The sequence below is a fragment of the Commensalibacter sp. M0268 genome, from assembly GCF_016101925.1.
Lineage (GTDB): Bacteria > Pseudomonadota > Alphaproteobacteria > Acetobacterales > Acetobacteraceae > Commensalibacter > Commensalibacter melissae.
Map to the genome: position 1 here is coordinate 567990 of NZ_JACFPQ010000001.1, position 25491 is coordinate 593480.

General features: G+C 37.9%; 24 protein-coding genes. 13 read left to right on the forward strand and 11 right to left on the reverse strand.

Annotated elements, in window-relative coordinates; translation table 11 throughout:
• Window positions 1–22 precede the first annotated feature (22 nt).
• A complete protein-coding gene (locus H3R28_RS02560) occupies window positions 23–706 on the forward strand; it encodes a Fe2+-dependent dioxygenase (RefSeq protein WP_110438124.1) in 684 nt (227 codons plus the stop codon).
• 177 nt (window positions 707–883) lie between these two features.
• On the opposite strand, the gene lysA is transcribed toward H3R28_RS02560, so the two are convergent.
• Window positions 884–2209 (reverse strand): diaminopimelate decarboxylase, encoded by a 1326-nt coding sequence (gene lysA, locus H3R28_RS02565; RefSeq protein WP_198208959.1) that lies wholly within the window; start codon window positions 2207–2209, stop codon window positions 884–886.
• 133 nt (window positions 2210–2342) lie between these two features.
• On the opposite strand from lysA, the gene H3R28_RS02570 reads away from it, so the two are divergent.
• Window positions 2343–3095, forward strand: coding sequence for a serine protease (locus tag H3R28_RS02570; RefSeq protein WP_198208957.1), 753 nt, complete (start codon window positions 2343–2345; stop codon window positions 3093–3095).
• Between the two features lie 4 nt (window positions 3096–3099).
• On the opposite strand, the gene H3R28_RS02575 is transcribed toward H3R28_RS02570, so the two are convergent.
• Both H3R28_RS02575 and argH read right to left on the reverse strand, forming a co-directional pair.
• Window positions 3100–3249 (reverse strand): hypothetical protein, encoded by a 150-nt coding sequence (locus H3R28_RS02575; RefSeq protein WP_198193096.1) that lies wholly within the window; start codon window positions 3247–3249, stop codon window positions 3100–3102.
• Entirely contained in the window at window positions 3246–4646 is a 1401-nt protein-coding gene (gene argH, locus H3R28_RS02580; RefSeq protein WP_232351173.1) for an argininosuccinate lyase, read from the reverse strand. Before argH ends, H3R28_RS02575 begins: the two co-directional genes overlap by 4 nt.
• 143 nt (window positions 4647–4789) lie before the next feature.
• Here argH and H3R28_RS02585 point away from each other — a divergent pair, with 143 nt between their 5' ends.
• A complete protein-coding gene (locus H3R28_RS02585) occupies window positions 4790–5452 on the forward strand; it encodes a RadC family protein (RefSeq protein ID WP_198208955.1) in 663 nt (220 codons plus the stop codon).
• Here H3R28_RS02585 and H3R28_RS02590 read toward each other — a convergent pair.
• From H3R28_RS02590 to rpmE, 4 genes are all read right to left on the reverse strand, one after another.
• Window positions 5415–6542 carry a 5-(carboxyamino)imidazole ribonucleotide synthase gene (locus tag H3R28_RS02590; protein ID WP_198208953.1) on the reverse strand — a complete coding sequence of 376 codons (1128 nt, stop codon included), beginning with the start codon at window positions 6540–6542 and terminating at the stop codon, window positions 5415–5417. The two genes, H3R28_RS02585 and H3R28_RS02590, sit on opposite strands and share 38 nt — an antisense overlap.
• Before the next feature lie 26 nt (window positions 6543–6568).
• Window positions 6569–7078: a 5-(carboxyamino)imidazole ribonucleotide mutase gene (purE, locus tag H3R28_RS02595; RefSeq protein ID WP_198208951.1), complete on the reverse strand. Its 510-nt coding sequence runs from the start codon at window positions 7076–7078 to the stop codon at window positions 6569–6571.
• Window positions 7079–7080: 2 nt separating this feature from the next.
• Window positions 7081–7749 carry a DUF1013 domain-containing protein gene (locus H3R28_RS02600; protein WP_198208949.1) on the reverse strand — a complete coding sequence of 223 codons (669 nt, stop codon included), beginning with the start codon at window positions 7747–7749 and terminating at the stop codon, window positions 7081–7083.
• A 176-nt stretch (window positions 7750–7925) separates the two neighbouring features.
• Window positions 7926–8153, reverse strand: coding sequence for a 50S ribosomal protein L31 (gene rpmE, locus H3R28_RS02605; RefSeq protein ID WP_198208947.1), 228 nt, complete (start codon window positions 8151–8153; stop codon window positions 7926–7928).
• Between the two features lie 198 nt (window positions 8154–8351).
• On the opposite strand from rpmE, the gene mscL reads away from it, so the two are divergent.
• Window positions 8352–8822 (forward strand): large-conductance mechanosensitive channel protein MscL, encoded by a 471-nt coding sequence (mscL, locus tag H3R28_RS02610; RefSeq protein WP_232351171.1) that lies wholly within the window; start codon window positions 8352–8354, stop codon window positions 8820–8822.
• A 51-nt stretch (window positions 8823–8873) separates the two neighbouring features.
• Window positions 8874–9206: a hypothetical protein gene (locus tag H3R28_RS02615; RefSeq protein WP_155565556.1), complete on the forward strand. Its 333-nt coding sequence runs from the start codon at window positions 8874–8876 to the stop codon at window positions 9204–9206.
• A 38-nt stretch (window positions 9207–9244) separates the two neighbouring features.
• Here H3R28_RS02615 and secF read toward each other — a convergent pair whose 3' ends face one another.
• Together secF and secD are read right to left on the reverse strand one after the other, a co-directional pair.
• Window positions 9245–10183 (reverse strand): protein translocase subunit SecF, encoded by a 939-nt coding sequence (secF, locus tag H3R28_RS02620; protein WP_198208945.1) that lies wholly within the window; start codon window positions 10181–10183, stop codon window positions 9245–9247.
• A 10-nt stretch (window positions 10184–10193) separates the two neighbouring features.
• Window positions 10194–11747 carry a protein translocase subunit SecD gene (secD, locus tag H3R28_RS02625; protein WP_198208944.1) on the reverse strand — a complete coding sequence of 518 codons (1554 nt, stop codon included), beginning with the start codon at window positions 11745–11747 and terminating at the stop codon, window positions 10194–10196.
• A 242-nt stretch (window positions 11748–11989) separates the two neighbouring features.
• Here secD and H3R28_RS02630 point away from each other — a divergent pair, with 242 nt between their 5' ends.
• On the forward strand, window positions 11990–12988 hold the full coding sequence (locus tag H3R28_RS02630; protein WP_198208942.1) for a Gfo/Idh/MocA family protein: 999 nt from the start codon (window positions 11990–11992) through the stop codon (window positions 12986–12988).
• A 455-nt stretch (window positions 12989–13443) separates the two neighbouring features.
• Here the strand turns inward: H3R28_RS02630 and H3R28_RS02635 are convergent, their stop codons facing one another.
• Together H3R28_RS02635 and H3R28_RS02640 are read right to left on the reverse strand one after the other, a co-directional pair.
• The gene (locus H3R28_RS02635) at window positions 13444–14502 is read right to left on the reverse strand and encodes a tRNA-dihydrouridine synthase (RefSeq protein ID WP_198208940.1); all 1059 of its coding nucleotides are present in this window, start codon (window positions 14500–14502) and stop codon (window positions 13444–13446) included.
• 165 nt (window positions 14503–14667) lie between these two features.
• Window positions 14668–16503 carry an ABC-F family ATP-binding cassette domain-containing protein gene (locus H3R28_RS02640; protein WP_198208938.1) on the reverse strand — a complete coding sequence of 612 codons (1836 nt, stop codon included), beginning with the start codon at window positions 16501–16503 and terminating at the stop codon, window positions 14668–14670.
• Window positions 16504–16770: 267 nt separating this feature from the next.
• Between H3R28_RS02640 and cydD the strand changes: the two genes are divergently transcribed.
• The 7 genes from cydD to recO all read left to right on the forward strand — a co-directional run bounded on the left by cydD (window position 16771) and on the right by recO (window position 25387).
• Window positions 16771–18465: a thiol reductant ABC exporter subunit CydD gene (gene cydD / locus H3R28_RS02645; RefSeq protein WP_198208936.1), complete on the forward strand. Its 1695-nt coding sequence runs from the start codon at window positions 16771–16773 to the stop codon at window positions 18463–18465.
• A gap of 1 nt (window position 18466) precedes the next feature.
• Window positions 18467–20152, forward strand: a complete 1686-nt coding sequence (cydC, locus tag H3R28_RS02650) for a thiol reductant ABC exporter subunit CydC (RefSeq protein ID WP_198208934.1) — start codon at window positions 18467–18469, stop codon at window positions 20150–20152.
• A 76-nt stretch (window positions 20153–20228) separates the two neighbouring features.
• A complete protein-coding gene (locus H3R28_RS02655; protein ID WP_198208933.1) occupies window positions 20229–20618 on the forward strand; it encodes an OmpA family protein in 390 nt (129 codons plus the stop codon).
• Between the two features lie 26 nt (window positions 20619–20644).
• Complete coding sequence (gene recQ, locus H3R28_RS02660; RefSeq protein ID WP_198197290.1) at window positions 20645–22477, forward strand: DNA helicase RecQ; 1833 nt, start codon at window positions 20645–20647, stop codon at window positions 22475–22477.
• 306 nt (window positions 22478–22783) lie between these two features.
• A complete protein-coding gene (gene rpsB / locus H3R28_RS02665; protein WP_110438106.1) occupies window positions 22784–23572 on the forward strand; it encodes a 30S ribosomal protein S2 in 789 nt (262 codons plus the stop codon).
• Between the two features lie 131 nt (window positions 23573–23703).
• Window positions 23704–24609, forward strand: a complete 906-nt coding sequence (gene tsf / locus H3R28_RS02670; protein ID WP_198209504.1) for a translation elongation factor Ts — start codon at window positions 23704–23706, stop codon at window positions 24607–24609.
• Between the two features lie 28 nt (window positions 24610–24637).
• Window positions 24638–25387: a DNA repair protein RecO gene (recO, locus tag H3R28_RS02675; RefSeq protein WP_198208932.1), complete on the forward strand. Its 750-nt coding sequence runs from the start codon at window positions 24638–24640 to the stop codon at window positions 25385–25387.
• Window positions 25388–25491 lie beyond the last annotated feature (104 nt).

A 25491-nucleotide genomic window follows, 5' to 3' on the forward strand; every position in this document is an offset into this window, starting at 1 on the left:
AAAATATAATTAGGTTAGTTTGATGATCATTCATATTCCTCAAGTTTTAAATAAAGAAGAGTTGGCTTACGTTCAGTCTGTTTATAGACGGGCACCTTTTGTAGATGGTAAGGTAACGGCAGGTGAACAATCTGCCCAGGTCAAGCGTAATATACAAATTGACCAGAAATCATCCGAAAGTAAAGAATTGGGAGAAATTATATTGAAAGCTCTAGGACGTAATCCGATTTTCAATTCAGCAGTTGTTCCTTATCGGGTTTGCCCGCCTTTATTCAACCGTTATGATGAAGGCATGGAGTTCCCTGATCATGTGGATAATGCGTTACGTCCAATTCATGAAGCCAATATGCGTATCAGAACGGATGTATCCTCGACTTTGTTTTTAAATAATCCTGAGGATTATGATGGTGGAGAGCTGATCATGCATGATCCAAGTGGTGCGCAATCAATCAAGCTTCCTGCTGGCGACATGATTGTTTACCCAACCTACAGCTTGCATTCTGTCAGCAAAATAACGCGTGGCAGTCGTTGGGCATCTTTTTTCTGGACCCAGTCAATGATTCGAGATTCTGACAAGAGGCGGGTTTTATTTGATCTGGATATGTCGATTATTAAGTTAAGAACCAGAATGGATGATAATGATCCTCAGATTTTAGAGTTGACAAATGTTTATCATAATTTGATGCGATTATGGTGTGAGCTATAGATTGAAATAATTTTTAAAAAAGCACTAAAAAAATAAAGTGCTTTTTTTGATTAAAACCTAATGAAATAAAAACATATTTATTAAATATATTTTTATTTATTGACCTTTATAAATAAAAGAAAACCAATCTGAATGTCATAATGACTGTGCTTACATGTTCGGTATAATATAAATCAATTATCCGTTGGGTATAGTTTCATTATTCCATAAGGATTCAAATGTTTGTCGTGGTTTGATAACAAATAATCTTTTATCCTTGATCATCAATTGTAAAGCTTGGGGACGGGCATTATAAGAGGAACTCATGACGTGTCCATAGGCACCGGCATCCAGAATGGCAATTTCATCATTTTCCCTTAATTGGGGAAGTAACCGTTGGCGAGCAAAAATATCACTGGATTCGCATATTGGACCGTCAATATTCTGTTTTTCCAAGGGACGCTTATATATTTCAGCCTGTATAGGCAAGATACCGTGCCACGCATCGTACATTGCTGGACGCAAAAGGTCGTTCATGGCAGCATCAAGAATAATGAAAGGGGCAGCCTCAGGCCCATTGTTTTTTCTTCTGACTACTTTGCTGATCAGGATGCCTGCCGGACCAACCAGCCAGCGGCCAGGTTCAATGCAAATACGGATATTAAGGGAAGAGAAAATTCCTTGCATTAAATTAGCTAGAGCATATGGGTCGGACTCTTTTTCGTCATAGTAAGAAATGCCAAAACCACCTCCACAGTCTAGAACAGAGACCTCTAATCCTTCTTTACGTGCTTGTTTAACAAGTTTCGCCATTTTTAAAAAAGCTTTTTTATAGGGCTCTACAGATGAAATCTGACTACCAATATGGACATCAAATCCCAATGGGAGAATATTATCCAGTTGGCTTGCTTCTTTGTAGACCTGAAGAGCTTGCTCATAAGCGATACCAAATTTGTTTTCCGCCAAACCTGTAGTAATTTTATGATGCGTTCTGGCATCGACATCAGGATTGATTCTTAAACAAATTGCGACTTTTTTTCCTGTATCCATTGCTATTTTAGAAATAAGATGAAGCTCTTCACGGCTCTCAACATTGATTTGGCCTATTTCTAATTGAATGGCGGCTTTTAATTCTTCCTCTGTTTTTCCCACTCCTGAAAAACAAATTTTTCGTGGGTTGATATTGACTTTTAGTGCTCTCTTTAATTCACCCAGACTGACAATGTCAACTCCCGCTCCTTCTTTTGCCAAAAGATCAAGTATGGCCAGATGATCATTTGCTTTCACGGCATAATGAATAGAAACGTCCATTTTGTTTTGCAGAAATGCTTTAGAAAGTTTTTGAAAACGTGATGTTAATATATCTGCATTGATTACCCATACAGGACTACCATAATGATCAGTAAGAGATTGAAGTGAGACTTTACCAAAACAGAGTCCCTTCTTTTCATCAATAATAAAGTCTGGATGCGTTTGTAAAAGGGTTTGATAATTTGTTTCAGGTTCGGTTTTAGAAGATGACATTAATCAAAAAGCCTTTAGTCGGAAAAAAATAATATTATACTGATTTTATAACAATCTATAAAAAAACAGTAGGATAGAATAATATAATTATTCTTTATTAAGGAAAAAAGAAATAGCGATAAGGGAAGGAAAATTGAATATTTTTATCAGGATATTTGCTTGTACGATATTTATATTGATTTCGACCTTATCCTATTCCGTTCCCGCAAAAGATTTGCCAGGCATTAGCCAAAAAAACAATCATCGACAATTGGTAAATGCTGCAGAGAAACCTTGGCAAATTTTGGGACGTGTACAAACAGAGCTTGGTACGCATTGTACGGGATTTCTTGTCAGTTCAAGATTGGTGATAACTGCAGCTCATTGTTTATGGATTAGAAAAACCAATCATTTTGTCAATCCACATTCTGTTCATTTTCTTCTGGGATACCAGCGACAAACTTACCGATCAGCTTATAATGTCCTTAATATTATTAAATCAGAAAATTATAAGGGAGAGGGTTCGGAAAAAGCCACATTGGACAATATTCATCATGACTGGGCCTATCTTGTGCTTAATGATGGAAAAACAAATCAAGAGGATTTTTTCGGTTTTAATAAAGATCAACCTTATATCGGTATGAATATATATCTGGCTGGTTATGATCAGGACCGTCAGGAAGTCTTATATGCTGATCAAGAATGTCATGTAACCGATATATTAAAAAATAATGAGGGTAAAACCATTCTTGCGCATGATTGTCAAGCCACATATGGAAGTAGTGGTGCCCCTTTGTTTACAGTAAATAAAAACAAGGAATGGGTTATAACAGCCATTCAGATTGCCGCTTATTCAGATCGTCCTGGTGGCGTGGCGGTATTACTCACCAACCCACCCAGGGATTAATGGATTAGTCTTGAGGTGGATAGGCTCGGGGATAAATTACTTTTTCAGGGGGACCAACCGGTTTAGGAGATGACTTTTTGCCACATCCAGACAGGGTGATTGTGAGGATTGCAAGACTACCAAGAGCGAAAAAAAGAGAAAAAAAACGTTTCATGACATATCCTTTAATTTATCGATCCATATTTTTGCAGATTTTCTTACGTTTTTGGGAGCGGTGCCGCCTTCACTGGTTCGAGAGGCAAGTGAGGACTGAACTCCTAAAACTGAATATATATCATTGTTAATCAAAGGTTCGATTTCCTGCATTTTTTGTAAAGGCACATTCTCAAGAGCAAGATTATGTGTTTCGGCATAGCTGACAATTTTTCCTGTAACATGATGAGCTGTTCTGAAGGGTAATTTTAATTCTTTAACCAGCCAGTCTGCGAGATCTGTGGCTGTAGAGAAACCGGACCCTGCCCAATAGGCCATATTGTCTTGATTGGCCTTTAAATCTGCAATCATTCCTGAGCAAGCGGCTAAACACAGAATAATAGTTTCGGTTGCAGCAAAAACCTGTTCCTTGTCTTCTTGCATATCTTTAGCATATGCGAGAGGAAGACCCTTCATAACGGTCAAAAGTCCTGTAAGTGCCCCTGAAATTCGTCCAACTTTGGCCCGAACCAGTTCGGCGGCATCTGGATTTCGTTTTTGTGGCATGATGGATGAACCTGTAGTATAGGCATCTGAAAGCTGGATAAAAGAAAAAGGAGGTGAACACCAAATTACAAGTTCTTCCGCCATGCGTGAAAGATGAATCGACATGATGGAAAGAGCGGAAAGATATTCCAGGGCAAAATCACGATCAGAGACCGCGTCAAGTGAATTTGCCATGGGACGGTCAAATCCCAATAATTTAGAAGTCAATTGGCGGTCAATTGGGAATGAGGTGCCAGCTAAAGCCGCTGCACCCAAGGGATTTTCATTTAGTCGTCTGCGTGTATCTATCAATCGTCCCCGATCCCGATTCAACATTTCTGTATAAGCCAGTAAATGATGACCGAACGTCACCGGTTGGGCAGATTGCAAATGAGTGAAACCGGGCATAGCTGTTTCCGCATATTCTAGAGCTCGGGAAGCAAGGGTCAGCATCAGATGATTTATTATTGGAATTAATTCATCGATATTTTGTCTGATCCATAAACGAAAATCTGTCGCAACTTGGTCATTTCTTGAACGTGCTGTATGAAGCCTTTTTCCTGCCTCACCGATACGTTCTGCCAAACGGGCTTCGATATTCATATGAATATCCTCAAGGGCTCTGCTAAATTCGAATTGACCAGATTGAATTTCTCGCTCAATTTCCCTAAGGCCTTGATGAATACTGTTTTTATCCGTTTCGGAAATTATTTTCTGTTTGGCCAGCATTTCTGCATGAGCTATTGACCCTTGTATATCCTGTTTCCATAAGTTTTTATCAAAGCCGATAGAGGCATTTATTTGCTCCATAATGGCTGAAGGTCCAGAGGTGAAACGTCCTCCCCACTGTTTGTTGGCAGTTTTTTGGTTCAAGAATTCAATCTCCTAATTTGTTGGTATTTAATCTTACGTAATTAATATTTAATCTGTATTAATGAAGAACTTATCCTATTCGAACATAAAGAATCAATATTTTGAGAATTGAGGATATTTTCAATATGAAAATGCACAGTTTTATGAAAGAAAAACAAGATAATATAAAATCTGATTCACAATATTTAACTTTGTTATCCCAATGGATGAAATTTGAACAACATAATGAAAATTGGCAAGAAAATATTTTAACAAAACTTGGATCTTTTCCGCATCTTTTTACCTATGACAAAAATCAGTTAATTGAGGAATTCAATTTATCTGAAAAGGATATAGCGTTTATTTCCCTTATTTATGCAGCAAGTATACGTATTTTGAAATCAGAAATTTATAATAAAAACATTCTACAGTTTAAAAAATATTTAACCGATTATCTAATTGCTTTCTTATCAAGAGAAACGATTGAACATTTCTATATTATTCTTCTCGATAGGAATGCCCATATCATTTCAATCAGTCATCAAGCTTCAGGAACCGTGAGTAGCACATCCATCCATATCCGTGAAATAGCGAAATATGCTCTTAAATTCGATGTTAAATCCTTGATTCTGGTACATAATCATCCCAGTGGAATAGCGTTACCTTCGGAAGCGGATAAAAAGTTAACATATATATTAGTTGAAGCCTTGGAAGCAGTTAATATTGATATCGCCGATCATATAATAATCGGGAATGGTATCTATTTTTCTTTTGTGGAAAGTGGATTGCTTAATCCCCAGAACAAAGAAATGATAATGCCGCTTTAATTCCGAATTCTCCGGGTAAACCATTATATGGAAAATTTATATTGACATGTCCCATTTTTCGACCCGGTTTTGCTTCCTTTTTTCCATATAAATGTCCTATCATTCGATCATTTTCTAAAATCTTTGGCCAATATTCCAGTGTTTGGGGGCCTATAAGATTTTTCATGATGGCATCCGAATGTCGAGCTAAAGGCGGTAAGGGAAGATTTGCGACAGCACGAATATGCATTTCAAATTGGTCAAAGGGACAGGCATTCATTGTCCAATGTCCTGAATTGTGAGGACGGGGTGCTATTTCATTGACAAGAATATTATCCTGATCATCAATGAACATTTCAACTCCCAAGATACCAACAAGTTTGAGAGCCTGGGCTATCTTAACTGCGATCTCTTTGGCTTTATTTTGCAATGCTGAGGTAATTCGGGCTGGTGCGATACTGAGGTCAAGAATTCCATTTTTATGTCGGTTTTCAGTAACATCGAATGTTTGTAATTCATCATGTTCATTCTGAACAACCATCACGCTAATTTCTTTATAAAAGTTTACTTTTTTTTCAGCAATTAGAGGATGAGGATTCAAATTTTTAAAGGCTTTTTTGAATTCTTCGTCGGTACGGATAACGGCCTGACCTTTACCATCATATCCCAATCTAGTGGTTTTAAGGATAAAAGGAAATCCCAGTTTTTCTGCCGCATTTATGCCATCTTCTAACTGAAAAATAGAAATCCATTGAGTGGTTGGAATATCATGTTGATTTAAAAAGTCTTTTTCAAGAAACCTGTCTTGGCTGATTTTTAAGACATTGCTGGAAGGATGAACAGGTCGTACGGTGGCAAGATATTCTATTCCTTCTATATTTATATTTTCAAATTCAAATGTTATTACATCAACCTGTTCAGCAAATTGTTTTAAAATTGATTGATCATGATAAGATCCAACCGTAATGCCAGAAGCCATTTGAGCGGCAGGGGCATCCATAATGTCAGATAAAATATGTGTTCTAAATCCAAGACGTGCCGCCGCTACAGCAGACATTCTGCCTAATTGTCCGCCTCCAACGATTCCTATGGTTGAATTAGGTAAGAGCATAAGTCCCTCTTATTAATAATGTATAATTAAAGTGGAGAAATAGCGACAGAATCTGTTTGTGCTTTGCGCCAGGAAACTAAGCGTTGGGCGATTGATTGATCAGCGATAGATAGGATAGATATTGCCAAAAGTGCCGCATTAATGGCCCCAGCTTTTCCGATGGCCAGGGTGCCAACCGGAATACCTGCAGGCATTTGCACAATTGATAACAAGCTGTCCTTACCGTTTAGGGCATGGGTTTGCATTGGTACACCAAGAACTGGCAAATGTGTCCAGGCGGCAACCATACCGGGAAGATGTGCAGCGCCACCTGCGCCTGCAATAATAACCCTGATCCCCCGTTCAACAGCGGATATTGCATATTCCCTTAATCGATCAGGTGTACGATGAGCCGATACAATTTTTACTTCATGTGATATATCAAGTTTTTTTAATATATCAGCACTGTGTCTCATAATATCCCAGTCCGACTGGCTGCCCATAATAACACCAACAGCAAGGGAGATATTTGATGAAGAGGGATGGGGTAATGGCATAATTAATTTAGATCGTCGGATTGATTGTTTTTTTCAGAATAATTGGAAAATATATGATTGATATCTAGCTCTTCTTTCTTTGTTTCTGAAGATTCCTGATGTTCTGTTGTTTCTGAGGGATTAAGGGAAGAGATATCCGTCTCATCCTTCTCAACACGTCTGTTCGCTTCGGCAACAGCACTGTTTAAATCCATTTGACTGCATAATCCCAGTATGATTGGATCACGTGGTTTAATATTGGCGGAATTCCAATGCTGTTTATCTCTTACTTTGGCAATTGTATCTTTAGTCGTTCCCAAAAGCTTGGCAATTTGCTGATCTAGCAATTGGGGATAGTTTCTTAACAGGAAGGCAATTGCATCAGGACGATCATTTCTCTTTGAAATGGGAGTATATCTTGCGCCTTTTGATCGCTTGACGATTTGCATGCGATTTGCTGATAGTTTTAGCTTTCGATCTGGATCAGCCTCACAGCGATTAATCTCTTCTTGGGTTAACTGGCCATTAGCAACAGGATCATAGCCAATGATACTTTGAGCTACCTCGCCATCGGCAATTGCCTGGACTTCCAAAGGATGCATGCCACAAAATTCTGCAATTTGATTAAAGGTTAAAGCAGTTTTTTCAATAAGCCATACTGCGGTAGCCTTAGGCATAAGAGGTAAGGTCATGACAATCCTGTATGATAAAAATAGAGTAAATTATTATTAAAAACTTAAAACTGTAAATTTTAAGTTAAAACAATATAGACTATTTTAAAAGCTGTAATTTAGTAATTTTATTTGATTGAGATAAGGGTGATGAAGTCACCCTTATCTCAATAAGGTTAATAAAATAATCTAATTATTTAAATCTTTTTTTGTCCGATACCAGCAAAACGCTTGTTAAATTTCGCAACTTGACCTCGTGTATCATTGATACGCTGAACTCCGGTCCATGCAGGATGAGATTTGGGATCTACGTCAAGACGCAATGTATCGCCATTAGAGCCATAACAGGAACGGGTTTTGAATTCAGTACCGTCTGTCATGACGACTGTAATTTCGTGATAATCTGGATGGATATCGTTTTTCATGATTTTCTCTTAACAGATTGTAAAAAAAACTCCGTTAACAGACGGAGAAAGAAAATGTATTTATAGTCATTTTACTGCTCGAAATCAATCTCTTCTTTGTTATTTTTTACTGTTTGACATTTTTTTCTTATTTAAAATTCTTTTTTCAAATATAATTGATACGTAACTATTTTTTAGAGCAATTGAATGGAAATGAAAATGAGTAATGAAAATATGGCTAAAAAAAGTAGGAGCATTAAATGGATTCATGAATTTGAATCCTTTATCATGCGGGGTAATGTTGTTGATCTGGCTGTGGGTATTATCGTTGGTGCAGCTTTTACAAGTGTGGTTAAAAGTTTGGTGAATGATATTTTCAATCCCATCATTGGTTTGTTTCTAGGTGGTGTCGATTTCAGTAATTTCTTTATCACCTTAAAGGGACCTCATGTTAAAACATTGGCCGAGGCACAAAGAATAGGTGCGGTAACTTTAAACTTTGGAGTTTTTCTCAACACGATTATTCAGTTTCTAATTATCGGATTTGTTGTTTTCCTGATTGTCAGAGGGTTGAATGATATCTATAATCGTATCAAGACGCAGCAAGAAGTTAAAGCCGCACAACCAACAAAACAGGAAGTTTTACTGCAGGAAATAAGAGACATTCTTTCAAACAGAAAACAATCCTAGATCAATTTTTGATAAATTGGTTACAAGTCTATGGGAACAAAGAAGTTTTAAATGTTTAAGCGATATGTTTTATTAGGATTAACCCTTTTTTTGTTTCCCTTGAGTGCCTGTCAATCACAAGAAAATTCATTAAAGTCATCTGAACGCTTAACCCCACATTCCATTGCCTACAATTACATATTTACTCATGGTATGTGTATTGGTTATCTAGGTAGTTTATCTTCTGTTTCATTGACTGATTTTCAGGATATTTTTTTAAAGGATCAAAATGCAAAACATTACGTTATGATGGCATTATCGAAACCGAATAATCATAATTTGAAAAATGCAAAAAATTCTGTGGAAATACTGATACAGTCTTTGAATAAAAATAATATTCGTTAAAAATTGAGCAGTTCTTTTAAACTGCTCATAAAATAATTCTAGGATGATCTTTTGGTTTTTCTTCTCAAGCTTCCCTCTTCCATAAATAGAAGCAGGGGAGCGGCAATGAAGATGGAGGAAGACGTTCCCACAACAATACCAAATAACATTACCCACGCAAAACCGGAAAGAGATGCACCACCGAACAGAGCAAGAGGTAAGGCGGCTAAAAACACGGTAAACGAAGTGGCAAGGGTTCTGCTTAACGTTTCATTAATTGATAGGTCAAGCAATTCTTGAAATGGCATGGAATGATATTTTCTTAGATTTTCCCTTACTCGATCATATACGACAACTTTATCGTTTGTTGAATAGCCTAGAATTGTCAAGATGGCAGCCACCATGACCAGATCGAATTCAAAATGTGTGATTACAAGAAATCCGATTGTTTTTGTTAAATCAAGAAGCAAGGTTATAATGGCGCTAAGTGCAAATTCCCATTCAAATCGAAACCAGATATAAATCATAATCATAAAAAGACTTATTCCAAGTGCCAAAAGCCCATTTCTGAATAATTCAGAGGAAACAGAGGCACCAACAGCATCGGCTCGTACAATTTTTGTACCAGTTTCATAATTTGTAACGGCTGATCTGACTTTTTTGATCAAGATCTGGGTTGCATCGTCATTATTTTCTTTGGGTGCGTCAAGCCGGATCAGGACATTATTTTTCCCACCAAATTGTTGTAATCCAGCTGCTGTAATGTCGGCATCAGATAAAAATTTGCGCAATTTGCTAAAATCAGCAGGTTCAGGAGTTTGCGCTTCAACCACAATACCGCCACGGAAATCCAGTCCCAATGTCAAGCCGGGATGAAAGAAAAGAATAATTGATGCAACAGATAAAACCGCTGATGTTATCAGGCCGGCAAAGCGTCCACGCATAAAATGAATTTTTGTGCCATGTGGGACGAGATGTAATAAAGGACGACCAAGCATATTCTTTCTTTCAAATCGGAAGTTCTTTAGGGCGGGTGACAGCATACCAGCGAATTGTCAGCATCCAGGAGAGGCATAAGGTGGTGAAAAGGGTCGTAACAATACCAATGGTGATAGTCAATGCAAATCCCTTGACCGCACCCGTTCCAAATATGAATAACATGACGTGTGCAATGAAAGCGGTGACGTTACTGTCGATGATTGTATTGAGAGCACGATCAAATCCAGTTTGTAAAGCGTTAAGGGGCGTACGGCCATTACGTGTTTCTTCGCGAATGCGTTCATTGATAAGAATATTTGCGTCAACTGCCATTCCAAGGGTTAGAAGCATTCCCGCCATACCTGGCAAGGTTAGTGTCGCTTCGAAAAGAGATAAAATGGCACTCATCAATACGAGATTTGCAAATAAAGCGATGTTCGCATAGAGACCAAAACGACCGTAAAATAGAAGCATAAAAATAATGACAAGGACAAAACCGCTTACCAGACTCAATCCTCCAGCCCTGATAGCATCAGCCCCCAGTGATGGACCAATTGAACGTTCTTCCATCACTTTTAGCGGAGCAGGCAAGGCACCCGCTCGTAAAAGTAAGGCAAGATCAGTGGCTTTTTGCGCATCAAATCCGCCTGTAATTTGACCATTCCCGCCTGTGATTGGAGTCCGAATGACAGGTGCCTCTATAACCTTATTATCCAACACTATAGCGAAACGTTTGTTGATATTGGCACGAGTAACATTTGCGAAAGCTTGTGCGCCTGCATTGTCAAAACTGAAATTTACTGCATATTCACCACTTTGCTGATCAAATCCAGCACTTGCTCCTGTTAGGTCGGCACCGTCAACTTCAATATGATCACGTATTGGTAATTTTTCATTTTCATTTCCAGCTGTTGGGAGAAATGTTACACCGGGTGGAGGTAGGTTTGGGTTTGCATTTTCATCCAATAAGTGAAATGTCATTTTAGCTGTTGTACCAAGTAATTGCTTAATTCGGTTCGGATCACTGACGCCCGGTAGCTGAATAATGATTCTGTCTGTACCCTGACGGGTTATGGATGGATCGACAGCACCTGTTGCATCGATACGTTTGCGAACAATTTCAATGGATTGAGTTACCGCCTCGCTTGCGCGGTGCTGCATTGCATCAGTTGAAAGTTCCATTCTAATTTGATCATTGTTATTACTAACCTCAAATTCATTGGGAACCGCTTTTGGCATTGATCTCAATGCAGATATAACACCCTCTTTTTCACTTGGATCACGCAAATTAAAAACAATGGTATGATCTTTGGGAACCATATGTAAATTGCGATAACCCAGATTTTTGGAAATAAGGGTTTGCCGAACATTGTCACTCAACGTCTGTAAACGGTTTTTGCTGATGGTCTCCACATCCACCTGCATCAGTAAATAGGATCCTCCTTTTAAATCAAGGCCAAGATGGATCTGATGCCAAGGTATCTTAAAAGATGGATGTTTAACAAAATTGGGTAAACATAATAATAGCCCCATGAAACAAGTGGCGAAAACCAGGGCAAGTTTTGTTCGACTGTAATACATCATCGCAGTAACGACTAAATCCTTTTTGTCCCGATGGACTGAAAATGGTTAAAGGGAACGTTTAACAACAGGGTCGTTGTCATGTTATTCGATGCAATATGTTTTGGTTATAATACTATTATATGGCAAGGTATATATAGCATTATAAATAAAAACAATGTTTAAATAAGTTTAAGAATATTTTATTTTCTATCCAAATTTAAGAAAAATTGTAAGTTTAAATTTAATATAAAGCGAGAAAACAAATGGCAGAACAGTCGATTTTGCGTGTGGGTATTGCTGGGGCGGGATATTTTGGTCGTTTTCATGCTTTAAAATCTTTTAAAGCAGAACGGGAAAATCTGATCGGTATCTATGATCCAGTAATTGGCAATGCAATAAAAGTTGGAAAAGAAGCCGGTAATGTTCCCTATATGCCATTTGACCAGCTGTTACAATCTTGTGATGCCTTGATTATTGCCGCACCTGCAGAATTTCATTATGAATTGGCCCTTGAGGCCCTTGAAAAAGGTAGGCATGTTCTAATAGAAAAACCGATTGCCTCAACGCTTGATCAGGCTGATCATCTCATTGATCTGGCAAATAGTCGTGGACTTGTCTTGCAAGTTGGGCATCTTTTACGTTATTCAGCGGAACAGAAAGTTATACATGAACGTATAAAGAAGCCTTTATATATTGAAACCATGCGAATTGCACCTTTCAAGCCGAGAGGGGTTGATGTTTCTGTTATTCTTGATCTAATGATCCATGATCTCGATCTTGTTCTAGCTATCGTACCATCTCATATACGAAAAGTGGATGCGTTGGGTGCATCCGTGACATCAGAATTCGAAGACATAGCAAATGCTCGGGTTACTTTTGAAAATGGATGCGTTGCGACCATTGCAGCCAGTCGTATTTCCTTAAAAACTGAGCGTAAAATGCGAATTTTTTCCGAAGAAGGGTATTTATCGGCTGATTTTGTGGAAAATCAATTGGTCATGATTGGAAAAGAAAAGGGTATGCCTTTACCTGGTACCAATGGATTTAGAAGAGAAGTGGTGAAATGGAAAGATCATGATAATATGGAGGCTGAGCATAATGCTTTTGTAAAATCCTGTCTTGATGGAATACCAGTTCTCGTGGATGGGGTTGCGGGGCGAAGGGCTTTGAATGCAGCATTGGCGGTGATCAAAAGTATAAAAGAATCAAGAGAGCGAATGCAGGTTTCTGGATTATTGAATTCTAAAACAAATAGCTTTTAATATTAATATATCTTTAAAGGGATATAGTTCTGTAATTTATCATGATGTAACAAAGCAGTTTTGATGATTTGTGCTAATTGTTATGAAGAAATGGTAAATAATCCTTTTTTCACATCGACGAAAATGATCAGCATGATAAAAAGTTTTGCAGTATTAATTTTTGAAGTTTCACAATTAATTTTCCATAAAAATTAATATTGATGTGAAAATGATATGATTTAGTGGCAAATGATTTCATGCTATTTAGGATTATATTTTAAGATTTTTAAACAGGATAATATTACATAACCATTTATTAAAAAATGAACTGTGTAATCGTCATAATATAGATTAAATGACATTTATAATAATACAGGGTTGTTGTTTTTGAAATAAATGAAAAATTAGCAGGAGAATCCATTAAATCAAGTTATCGAAAATATTCTTATTTTGATAACTTGATTTAATGTAAAAAATTATTGAAGCGCCTTTTTTATTTGTAATGCTAGCGCAGGATTCCACATTGCACCGGTTGCACTCATGACAGCATCAGCACCCAGGGAAAGATATGTTCGATAATGTTCAGGACTATTAACTCCCCCAACACCTATAATGACAAATTTTTCATTATGATTGGCTCTCCATTCATATAGGCGGGAAACCATTTCTTCACCGGCCCAACGAATTGCATCACCACAAACTCCTCCTGTTGGACGGTCCTCTCCCAAAGCCTGTTTACCTTGAGAGGTCACAGGTCTTGCCGAAAGGGTGTTGATTGCGCAGAAGCCGTCAACGATAGGAGCCAATCTTTCAAGAAAAGAATAAAGAAGTTTGTTATCTTTAAAATAAGCCAATTTAAGCATCAATGGTTTATCTGGTACGGCATTCTTGATCGCGTGGGTAATTCGTTCAACCTTATCAATATCAAAACATAAAAGGTTATTTACCCCTTCATTGGGACAGCTCAAATTTGCCTCTAGAAGAGGAACACCTGTCTCATCGACCAAACGGGCCGCTTCTGCATAATTTTCCTCGATATGATTGGTAACACCCAATGTGCCCTGGAAACTGCCGATTACAACCTGTCCCGGTTTCGCATAATTAACTGCGTCCTCCATGTCAGGTTGCCATATATCTGGATCAAAAGAGGGGACACCAAAAGAGTTTGTTATGGATAAAGGCAAATCATAATTTTGATCAGCTAATACTGTATCAACATTTTCTGAAAGTCTATGTTCCGGATGGACAGCCAAGACATTGGGAAGGGGATGGCATTTATATTTTTTTGTTCTGACCGTCTTATAGACGCACAAATCATATCCCCAGTCCAGTGCCGCCTTTACATATTTGCCATTGAGTAAAGGTCCGGCGGGAATACCGAATGGTAGATTAATCTTATTTCCCAGAAAATGAACAGAAGGTTGGTTTACAATAGAAATTTCCGGTTTTTGTGTAAAATCTCCAAAAGGGCCTTTCTGGTAGTTTTCCTCATAACTTAACCTTGGATTGTAAAATGGATGGTTATGATTTTCCATGAACAGGGTTCCTCCTTATGATTATACGTGATTTTCAAATTGTTGATATTTAAAGCCGGCAGTTGCTTGAAATTTCATGTCATTCCTATTAACATATTACAAAATATATGGCTGTCATGACAGACAATTCAATCAGGTAAAACTAATAATTTAAAATTACAGGATTTACTGATTAGATGAATTACTTAATTCATCATTTGACTTCAAATTCTCCTGCAAGATTTCCAATTCAAGCCATCTTTCCTCAAGTTTTTCTTGTTCTTTTTGTTTATCCAGTAATTGCCGTGTGAATTTTTCAAATAAATCAGGGTCTTCCTGATATAATCCTGGATCATTGAGAAGTTGATTCAGCTGCATTATAGAGATTTGAAGTTTCTGAAGCTTTTCTGGTAAATGATCCAGTTCATACTGGTCTTTGTATGAAAGTTTTTTAGGTTTTGGTTTAATGGGTATTTTTGAATATGTTGATTTTTGCGATTTATTTTGTGTTTTCCTGATAAGATTTTCCTGTTTATATTCACGAAGTGCCATCATGTCAGAATATCCACCGGCATATTCTGTCCAGATACCATCACCTTCAGCTACAAGAACTGAAGTGGCAATTCGATCAAGAAAATCTCGATCATGACTGACCAGAATAAGGGTCCCTTTATAAGTGGACAACACTTCCTGTAACAAATCAAGCGTTTCCAAATCAAAATCATTCGTAGGTTCATCCAGAATCATCAGGTTTGAAGGTTGGCTCAAAGCACAAGCAAGCAATAATCGAGCTTTTTCTCCACCAGATAAAACCTTTACGGGTGTTTTTGCTTGTTCTGGTTGAAAAAGATACTGTTTCATATATCCGATAACGTGTTTTTTTTCCCCTCCGACATCTACATAATCTCCACGTCCACGTGTCAGCGTTTCTGCCAATGTTTTTTCAGGATCAAGAATCTGTCTGTGTTGATCTAGATAATTGATCTCAAGTTTGCTTCCAAGTTTGATTTCTCCCTGATCAGGCTGTTCCTGCTCTGTCAATAATTTCAGCAACGTACTTTTGCCGGCACCATTTGGACCAATAATGCCAAGCCGATCTCCACGTACAATACGTAAATTTAAATTATTTATGATTGTTCTTGAATTATAGGATTTGGTTATGTTTTTTGCATCTATGACAATTTTACCGGAATTTTCTGCATCACTTGATTGTAGGGTGTCCAAGGAAGGATTCTGTATATGGTTTTTTCTTTTTAGACGAAGTTCTGAAAGTTCCGCCATTCGTCTAACATTACGTTTGCGTCGGGCGGTAACGCCGTAACGCACCCAATCCTCCTCTCTTGCAATTTGACGATTTAACTTATGATACTCCAGCGCTTCCTGTTCGAAAAAATTCTCCCTCCATAATTCAAATTCGGAAAATCTCATGGAAAGTTGCCTTGCCTGTCCTCTATCCAGCCAGATAATGCCTTTTGCCATATTATCCAGAAATCGACGGTCATGGCTGATCACTAAAATCGCAGAAGATAAAGATTTTAATTCAGATTCCAGCCATTCTATTGTTGGAAGATCCAGATGATTTGTGGGTTCATCCAACAGTAATAGATCTGGTCTTGGAGCTAAAACCTTGGCCAGTGCACAGCGTCTTGTTTCACCCCCTGATAGATGTGCAGGATTTTCATTACCAGTTAATCCCAGTGCCTCAAGCAGAATTCGCCCACGAAAATGATCATCAGGGTTGGGTAATTCTGAACAAACATAATCAATGGTTTTTGTGAAATAAGAAAGATCAGGTTCTTGGGATAGGCATTGAATGGTTGTGCCAGGCTGTATAAAAAGATTTCCTGAATCTCTTTTTTGCAATCCCATTATAATTTTGAATAAGGTGGATTTTCCTGATCCATTTCTACCAACCAGACATAATTTTTCATTATTTGCAATATTGAAATTCAGGTCGGTAAAAAGGGGGTGACCTCCAAAACTGTAAGAAAGATTTTGTATAAGCAAAAGTGGGGATGACATATAATGAGATAATGTGGTTTACAGAATGTTTGCTATATAAGTAAATTTGTATATTAGAACATATTTATTAAATATGAAGATGTAAATATTTTTATTAAATAGACAAAATTTTGATAATAAATTGATTTTGTTTTTAAAAATTTGGGAATAAATAAAATTACTGAAATTTTGAATAATCTGATAATTTTTTTATTTTACTTTTTAAATTGTAAATTACCCAGATTGAATTGCCAATGCATCTTTTTATCGTGATAAAGAGTGGATTATATGCCTGATAAAAAAACAAAAATTAAAAACTGGACAAGATTACAAACGAAAATTGGCAAAAAGGCAATTTTCCCTCTTGTAATTTTAGGATTGCTTTCAAGTTTGATTGCTGTCGGTATGGCATGGGTGATTGCTGAAATTATCGGAAAAATCTTGGTCCCATCCATACCAATACAATTTCCAATTTTAATACTGATATTATTTTATCTGTTACTATCGTTTCTCAAAGGATGCGTATTTTTTTTGGAAGGTGACTTTACGATCAAAATCGGTCTTAAAGCACGACATCGCCTACGTAATTTGATTATCAATCATATTATGCAAATCGGTCCTTCAATATTAAGGCGACAATCAAGTGGCGCTTTGACAGCATTGGCGGTTGATCAGGTTGAATCTTTGGATGGTTATTTTTCACGATGGTTGCCGGCATCGGTTTTATGGATTGCCTCACCACTACTTATTCTTTTTTTCGTGTATTTGGTTCAACCATGGTCAGCATTGATTATGGGTTTGTGTGGTTTGATGGTTCCTATTGCACAGGCAATTTTTGGAATTGGAGCAGCCATGGCTGCAAGAAAGCAATTTTTGGCAATGACCCGTTTGCAGGCTCAATTTCTTGATAGAGTAAGAGGGATTGCAACGATTGTATTGGCTGGTCGATCAGATGACATGGCCAATAGACTTGCATTATCAGCAGATGAATTGCGTAAGAGAACGATGAAAATATTACGGGTTGCTTTTTTGTCGTCTGCCTCTATTGATTGTGCGATGATTATCGCGATTATTCTGGTAGTGTTGATGGATGGAAGTCAATTTGTCCAAATTCATTCAATACAATCTATTCCTGTCACGCATATTCTCTTTACTTTATTGATTATTCCGGAGTTTTTTGGTCCTCTACGCAGTTTGGCTTTGGCCTATCAGGACAGGGCACGACTTGGCGGAACGGCTGCATCTATTGTTGAATTGCCTGTCAAAAATGAATTTTCAACCAATGTAAAGGATATTCCTTTCAATGATAAAGTGGAAATAAGCTTTAAAAATGTTTCCTATCATTGGGACGCTCAAAGAGGTCGTATATTACATTCCCTGAATTTCGACATCAAGGCAGGGGAAAGAGCTTTATTGATAGGTCAGTCTGGTGCAGGAAAATCAACCATTATCGAAATGATTCTCGGATTTATAAAGCCGAATGAGGGGCAGGTTTTGGTAAATGGATTGGATATTACCGAATATTCGGCTGCTTCATTGTCAAAATTAATGGCATGGATCGGACAAAAACCTGTTATTTTTTGCGGTACTATTCGTGAGAATATTATGTTTGCCAGACCCTCCGCAACCGAGCAAGAATTTCAACAAGCCATTGAAGCGGCGGCGATAGATCGATATTTGTTAGATTTACCGCATGGGCTTGATACGGTGATTGGTGAAAACGGTTATGGGTTATCGGGTGGACAGGCCCAAAGAATTGCTATTGCACGAGCATATCTGAAAAACGCTCCATTATTATTGCTTGACGAACCTACAGCTCATCTTGATCCCGAAACGGAGAGGGATATCTTTAATCAATTGTTGAAACTGACTGAAAATAGAACAGTCATTATGGCCACCCATTCGGAACAGGGGCAAAAATTGCCTGGTATACACATCAATTTAAATCATGGATTTATAATTTCCTGTCAGAAGGAAGGATAATATGCAAAATATTCAAGATATTACCAGATCTGAAAAATCCTCCGTGACGGCAGCGTTTAAAACAATATTTTCGATATGGTATAAACGGTTGCCCGCTTTACTTTTTGGAATTTTTATCTCCTTGATAGCCGTATTATTGGGATTGGCTTTAATGAGCTTTGCCGGGGGCAAGGTTGCCTTGACAGCTATGGGTGCAATCATAACCAGCTCGCTGTTTTTAAAAATCGTCGGGGTTTCCCGCATGATTATGCGATATGTGGAAAGATTGTTTACCCATAATGCCATGTTTCATGCTTTAGCAGACTTAAGGATATGGTTTTTCCATACACTTGCTATGGGAAGTGCGGCAGGATTGGGTTTCCGTCATAGTGGGGATATATTATCCCGATTGGTTTCTGATATTGAAACATTGGACGGATTATATTTGCGTCTTATTTTACCGTTTTTCGGTTCCATATTGACATCTTTTGTGCTTTTTACAGTCATAGCCCATTATAATTTGGCATTGGCTGTATCAATCGTGATTTGTTATGGAATTTCTGCATTTTTATGCCCATTTGGTGCGGGCTTCATAACCCGGAAAAGAGGGAAAAAACTTGTTCAGGGTACGGCACAGCTGAGAATAACAGTTCTGGATTTTATTCATGGTTTAAGGGAAATAAGAGCCTTTGGAGCAGAACATCGAGTTTCCATATTAATGAAAAAAAACGAGAATGAACTTTTTGATCAACAATATATTCAGGCAAGGGAAGTAGCGTTAATAGGAGTCATCGCATATTTTTTTGGTCAAGTTGCTGTTTTATTTGTATTGATGAGCGGATTAAACATTGGTTTTCATGGATTGAACGCTTTTCACACGGTTTTCTGTCTTTTTCTGACTATTACAGCATTTGAATTGGTCGTTCCTTTGAGCAAGGCAGGAGGTTTGGCAGGTCAAATCGTCAATGCCGCCATAAGAGTTGTGAATATTAATGACAATAAAAAAGTTGAAGACAATTCTAAATCTAGTAAAGTTCCACCTGAAACCGGGGATATCAAGTTTCGGGATGTATCGTTTCGTTGGGGAGAGTCACAACCATGGCTTTATCAGAATTTGAACCTGACGATTGCACAAGGAAAAAAAATTGCCATTATAGGATCATCCGGTGTGGGAAAATCCACTCTGGCGGCCTTGTTATTAAAGGTCATTCAGCCAATAAAGGGCTCAATAACATTGGCTGATCAAAATCTTGACTGGTTTGATAATGAATCAGTCCGCAAACGAATAGCATGGCTTTCTCAAAACACCCATTTATTTGATGATACAATTCGTCAGAATCTTTTGCTTGGGAACCCTGATGCGACAGAGGAAGATTTGTGGCAAGCCCTTTCTGATGCTGCAGTGGCAAATGTTGTTCGTGAAATGCCGGATGCACTGGATACCTGGCTTGGAGAGGGTGGTGTAAAGGTTTCCGGAGGACAGGGAAGAAGGATTGCATTGGCACGTACATTGTTACTAAAAGCCCCGATTTTACTTTTGGATGAACCAACATCAGGATTAGACGGTGATACTGAAAAAGCGTTTTTTCAAACCCTAAATCAGATAACAGGCAACCGAACGGTGATTTTGATAATGCACCGTTTAACGGGTGTTGAAAACATAGATGAGGTATGGCGGTTATCTAATGGACAACTAGTTGCGGAATAAAAGAAAATTATATATTTTATTACTTGTTGATATTATATATTGATTTGAAAATGTTGCCTTGAAAGAAAGTAATTAAATGCGTCGATTTGTTCCTGTTTTACTAGCATCCATTTTGTTGGGGGCATGTTCCCAATCCGGTTCTTTAACGCAAAAGAATGATAGAACCTATGTTGTATTTTTTCCATTTGCTTCCACGGATCTGGATGATTCGGCTAACAAAACCATTTCTCAAGCTGCTACTTATGCGAAAAAATTTCCTGAAAAACAGGTTTATGTCAAAGGTTATGCAGCAATTTATGGCGATTTATCCAAAGATGAAATGATGGCAATTCAGCGTGCCAAAATTGTTGCGCAAAAGGTTGTGGATGATGGAATTCTGTCAAATCGTGTTCATGATATTCCCCGTCCGCCAGAAAATCGTAAAAGTCAAGTGGCGGCAAGACGTGTGGAAATTATAGTTCAATAAATTCTATCTGGATAATCTTTTTTAACTTGTTTGATAAAGTTAGATTGCATGATGAGAGAGACCCCCAAAAAATACTAGAAACAGTTTTTGGGTATCAATGTTTTCGTGGTTTGCAAAAACAGGCGATTGATCTTGTAATGCAAAATCAGGATGTTTTGTTATTGATGCCCACCGGGGGAGGTAAAAGTATCTGTTATCAAATCCCGGCTTTGTGTCGTCCTGGAATGGGCTTGGTTATTTCACCATTAATTGCATTGATGGATGATCAGGTAGCAGCTTTAAGGCAATTAGGTGTGAGTGCAGGTGCATTACACTCAGAATTGGAAAATGAGGAAGCATACAATATCCGTCATGATATTGCTTCAAAAAAACTCAAACTCTTATATGTTTCCCCAGAACGCTTACTCCAAAACGATACATTGAAATTTTTGGAAAAAATTCAAATTTCCATGATTGCAATTGATGAAGCCCATTGTATATCCGTATGGGGGCATGATTTTCGTCCGGAATATCGCCTTTTATGTGATTTACCTTGGATATTTCCCTCTGTTCCAAGAATTGCCCTTACAGCAACAGCTGATCCAGTCACGCAAAAAGATATCATTCAGGCTTTGGATATGCCTGAAGCCAAAATTCTGCGATCCAGTTTTCATCGGTCTAATTTATTTATACGTGTAATACAAAAAAATACCGAATCCAAACAGCTAAGGGAATTATTAAAAAAATATCGGGATGCGGCTTGTATCGTGTATTGTGGAAGTCGTAATAAATCTGAACGGATAGCTCATAATCTTGTTCGTTATGGTTTTACCGCTGTGGCTTATCATGCCGGTTTATCCGCACTTGAAAAAAGAGGTATCCTATTAAGGTTTCGATCAGGAGAGCCTTTAATTATCGTTGCGACGGTTGCTTTTGGAATGGGAGTCGATCGTCCGGATGTCAGATTGGTTGTACATTTGGATATGCCCAGGGGACCAGAAGATTATTATCAACAAATAGGTCGAGCTGGACGGGATGGTGATCTTGCCGAAACCGTTTTATTCTATAATGGTGCTGATGTTGCTAAGGCGCGATATTTTCTTGAACATTCTACGATTACAGATGAACAGAAGAAAATCGCGTGTTCAAGACTTGATATGATGGTGGCATTATCTGAAACGGCTGAATGCCGAACAAAACTTTTGTTGCATTGTTTTGGAGAAAACCTGGATAAGTCTTGTAATCACTGTGATAATTGTAAAAATCCTGTAAGACTGTTAAATGGAACTATAGCGGCTCAGAAAGTGATTTCTGCAGTATACCGCACTGGACAACGTTTTGGAGCAATGCATATTATTAATGTATTGCGAGGCAAATATAATATTCAAGTTGAAAATTTCCAGCATGATCGACTTTCTTTATTTGGTATTGGGAAAGATAAGTCACACAATTTTTGGCGTTCTGTTATTCACCAATTGATGGCCCGCGATGTTTTGCGTCAGGGAGAGGAATTTTCAAATTTGTTTCTAAACCAAGAAAAAGCCCGTCCGTTGCTAAGGGGGAAAAAGAGTTTATTTCTGCGTGAAGATATTGAAAAATCTGAAATATATAAATGTCAAAATAGAGACGATACATTGCTAATAACACAAAACCGGCATAAATTATTTGATGAATTAAAAAAATGGCGATCAGATGAGGCGCGTAAACAACAGGTTCCTCCATATATCATTTTTCATGATTCGGTGTTAAGGGAAATAGCTCTTTGTAATCCCCAAACCTTGAAAGATTTTAAGGATATAAAAGGTGTAGGGAATATGAAATTGGAACATTATGGATTGAAATTATTAGAAATAATCAAGGAGTTTCAAAATAATAGATAATGATTATTTATATTGGATGATTTTACGCATAAGACTAAACGATAATGAAGTCATTTATTTTACACTAACTATTCATTATTTTTTTTGATAATCAAGAATAAAGAAATTTAAAAAATGTTTTCATAAAGATCAATATTTTTGCATATGTTTCTTTATTAAAGATTCACTTGAATTTTTATCAAAAATCTATCATATACGATATGATCGAAATTGTTCGACAATTCACACGTAAAGGTTCGACCGCTGGTGCTTGAAAAAGGTAATCGGTACTTTACGGAGGTTTAACCAGTTATAAGGATAATATTTATGGCAATGCCAGATTTTACTTTGCGTCAGTTATTGGAAGCGGGTGTTCATTTCGGACATCATACACGTCGCTGGAACCCCAAAATGGCACCTTTCTTATTTGGTGTCCGTAACCAGGTTCATATTATTGATCTTCAACAAACGGTTCCTATGCTGGATCGCGCATTACATGCCGTTCGTGATACAGTTGCCAATGGTGGAAGAGTATTGTTTGTTGGCACAAAACGTACAGCTTCTGAGATTGTTGCGGAAACGGCCAAACGTTGTGGGCAGTACTATGTCAATCACCGTTGGCTAGGGGGTATGCTGACAAACTGGAAGACCATTACCAATTCTATCAAGCGTTTACGCCAGATCGAAGAAACGCTTGATGGCGATACAATTGGGTTGACCAAGAAAGAGATTCTTCAGTTGACCCGTGAACGTGATAAATTGGAACGTTCACTTGGCGGTATCAAGGAAATGGGTGGTTTGCCGGACATACTCTTTATCATTGATACGAATAAGGAAAAATTGGCTGTACAGGAAGCTAACAAATTGGGTATTCCTGTTGTAGCTGTCCTGGATAGCAATTCAGATCCTGATGGAATTACCTATCCAATTCCAGGAAATGATGATGCATTACGTTCAATCAATTTATATTGTGATTTGGTTGCCGGTGCTGTGTTGGATGGTATTTCCAAGGAATTAGGTGCCGCAGGTGAAGATATTGGTGCGGCAGAGGAATTGCCTCCTGAAATTATTATGGAATCTGTTTCTGTACAAGAGACACCAGACGTTCCAGCTTAATTGCCAATAAGTTTTCTGATTGTTGACGATTTAATATGAAATTCGTCAAAAAATCAATTTATATTAAATGATACAAGCATAACGTCTCGATATTGATCGAGACGTTCGTGTGTTAAGAAAAGGGAAAAATGATGGCAGAGATTACAGCTGCATTAGTAAAAGAATTACGTGAAAAAACCGGTGCCGGCATGATGGATTGCAAAAAGGCGCTTAATCAGACAGCTGGCAATATCGAGGAAGCTATTGATTGGTTACGTAAAAAGGGATTGGCCACTGCTGCAAAAAAATCCGGACGTGTGGCTGCTGAGGGATTGGTAGGAATTGCGACAGCGGGTAACAAGGCCGCCATGGTCGAAATTAATGCTGAAACCGATTTTGTCGCCAGAAATGAACAGTTTCAACAATTTGTTGAGGATGTCGCCAAAGTTGCATTGACAGTGGGTGAAGATGTCGAGGCCTTGAAAAATGCCACAATGGAAAATGGAAAAACTGTTGCAGAAAATCTAACCAACTTGATTGCCACAATTGGTGAAAACATGACCATTCGACGTGTGCGTGTTTTTGAAGTTTCTTCTGGTGTTGTTGCAAGCTATGTTCATTCCGCCTTGCGTCCAGGTTTAGGAAAAATTGGTGTACTGGTTGCTTTGGAGGCACCTGAAGCATCTGATGAAATTGAGGACCTCGGTCGTAAAATTGGTATGCAGGTAGCCGCTGTACGTCCAATTGCATTAAGTGTTGAAGAAATTGATCCTGTCGCTGTTGAACGTGAAAAAAGCATTTTTATTGAACAGGCGCGTGCATCAGGTAAACCGGACAATATCATTGAAAAAATGGTTGAGGGTCGCTTACGTAAATTCTATGAAGAAGTTGTTCTTTTGGAACAAACCTGGATTCATGATGGTGAAAGCAAAGTCAAGGCTGTTGTTGACAAAAATGGAGCAAAACTTGTTGCCTTTGAACGTTTCCATCTGGGTGAAGGCATTGAAAAAGAAGAAAGCGATTTTGCTGCTGAAGTTGCCCAAGCTGCCAAGGGTTGATTACAATTAACAGGGTGGGGGAGATAGAATGCAGGAATGGTCTTCCCCGGTTATTGTTTTGAATACACGCCCTTATGGAGAAACTGATGGAATAGTGTCTGTTCTTTCGCTAGAGCAGGGATTATTCAGGGGGCTTGTCAAGGGTATGATTTCCCGTCGTCAAATTTCCATTTGGCAGACGGGAAATTTTGTCAATGTCGATTGGTCAGCGAAACTATCAGATCAGTTGGGATATTTCAAAGGCGAATTGATACGTTCGAATTTTGCAATTCTATCGCCTTGTCCATTGGCATTTTCAGCCATGCTGTCCTTATGTGCTGTAGCCGAAAGTGGATTACTCGAGCGTCAACCGGTGGAATATATTGCAAAATCATCTTTTCAATATCTTGATTTTGTCGCGGAAAACCCTACAGATTCAAATAAAGAAATTGTTCCTCGGCTATTACGATGGGAATTAAATTTTATTGCGGCACTGGGGTATGCGTTGGATATATCAATCTGTTATGAATCTGACAAGTGTCAATCTTTTTTTGTGTCTCCACGTACGGGAAAAGTGGTTACGGAAGTTATGGCAGGAAAGTGGAAACCAAAATTATTCCCTTTTCCATCTTTTTTTCTGAATGAGGAAGAAAATGGCAATCAGAAAGATTGGATGAATGGTTTGAAATTATCGCGTTATTTTCTAGAGAAAAATGTGTTTTCCTTAATAAATAAAGACTTGCCCAGAGCAAGAAAAAATTTTGAAGAAAGAGTGGCAGCAAATATTGACAATTTTTGATATTCAATTTCATTTTTCCTGGATTTATGAAATAAAAAATGTAAAGAATTTGCATGTAATATCAAATTATTTGTAATCTCTGCAAAATTAAAACCATATACAGT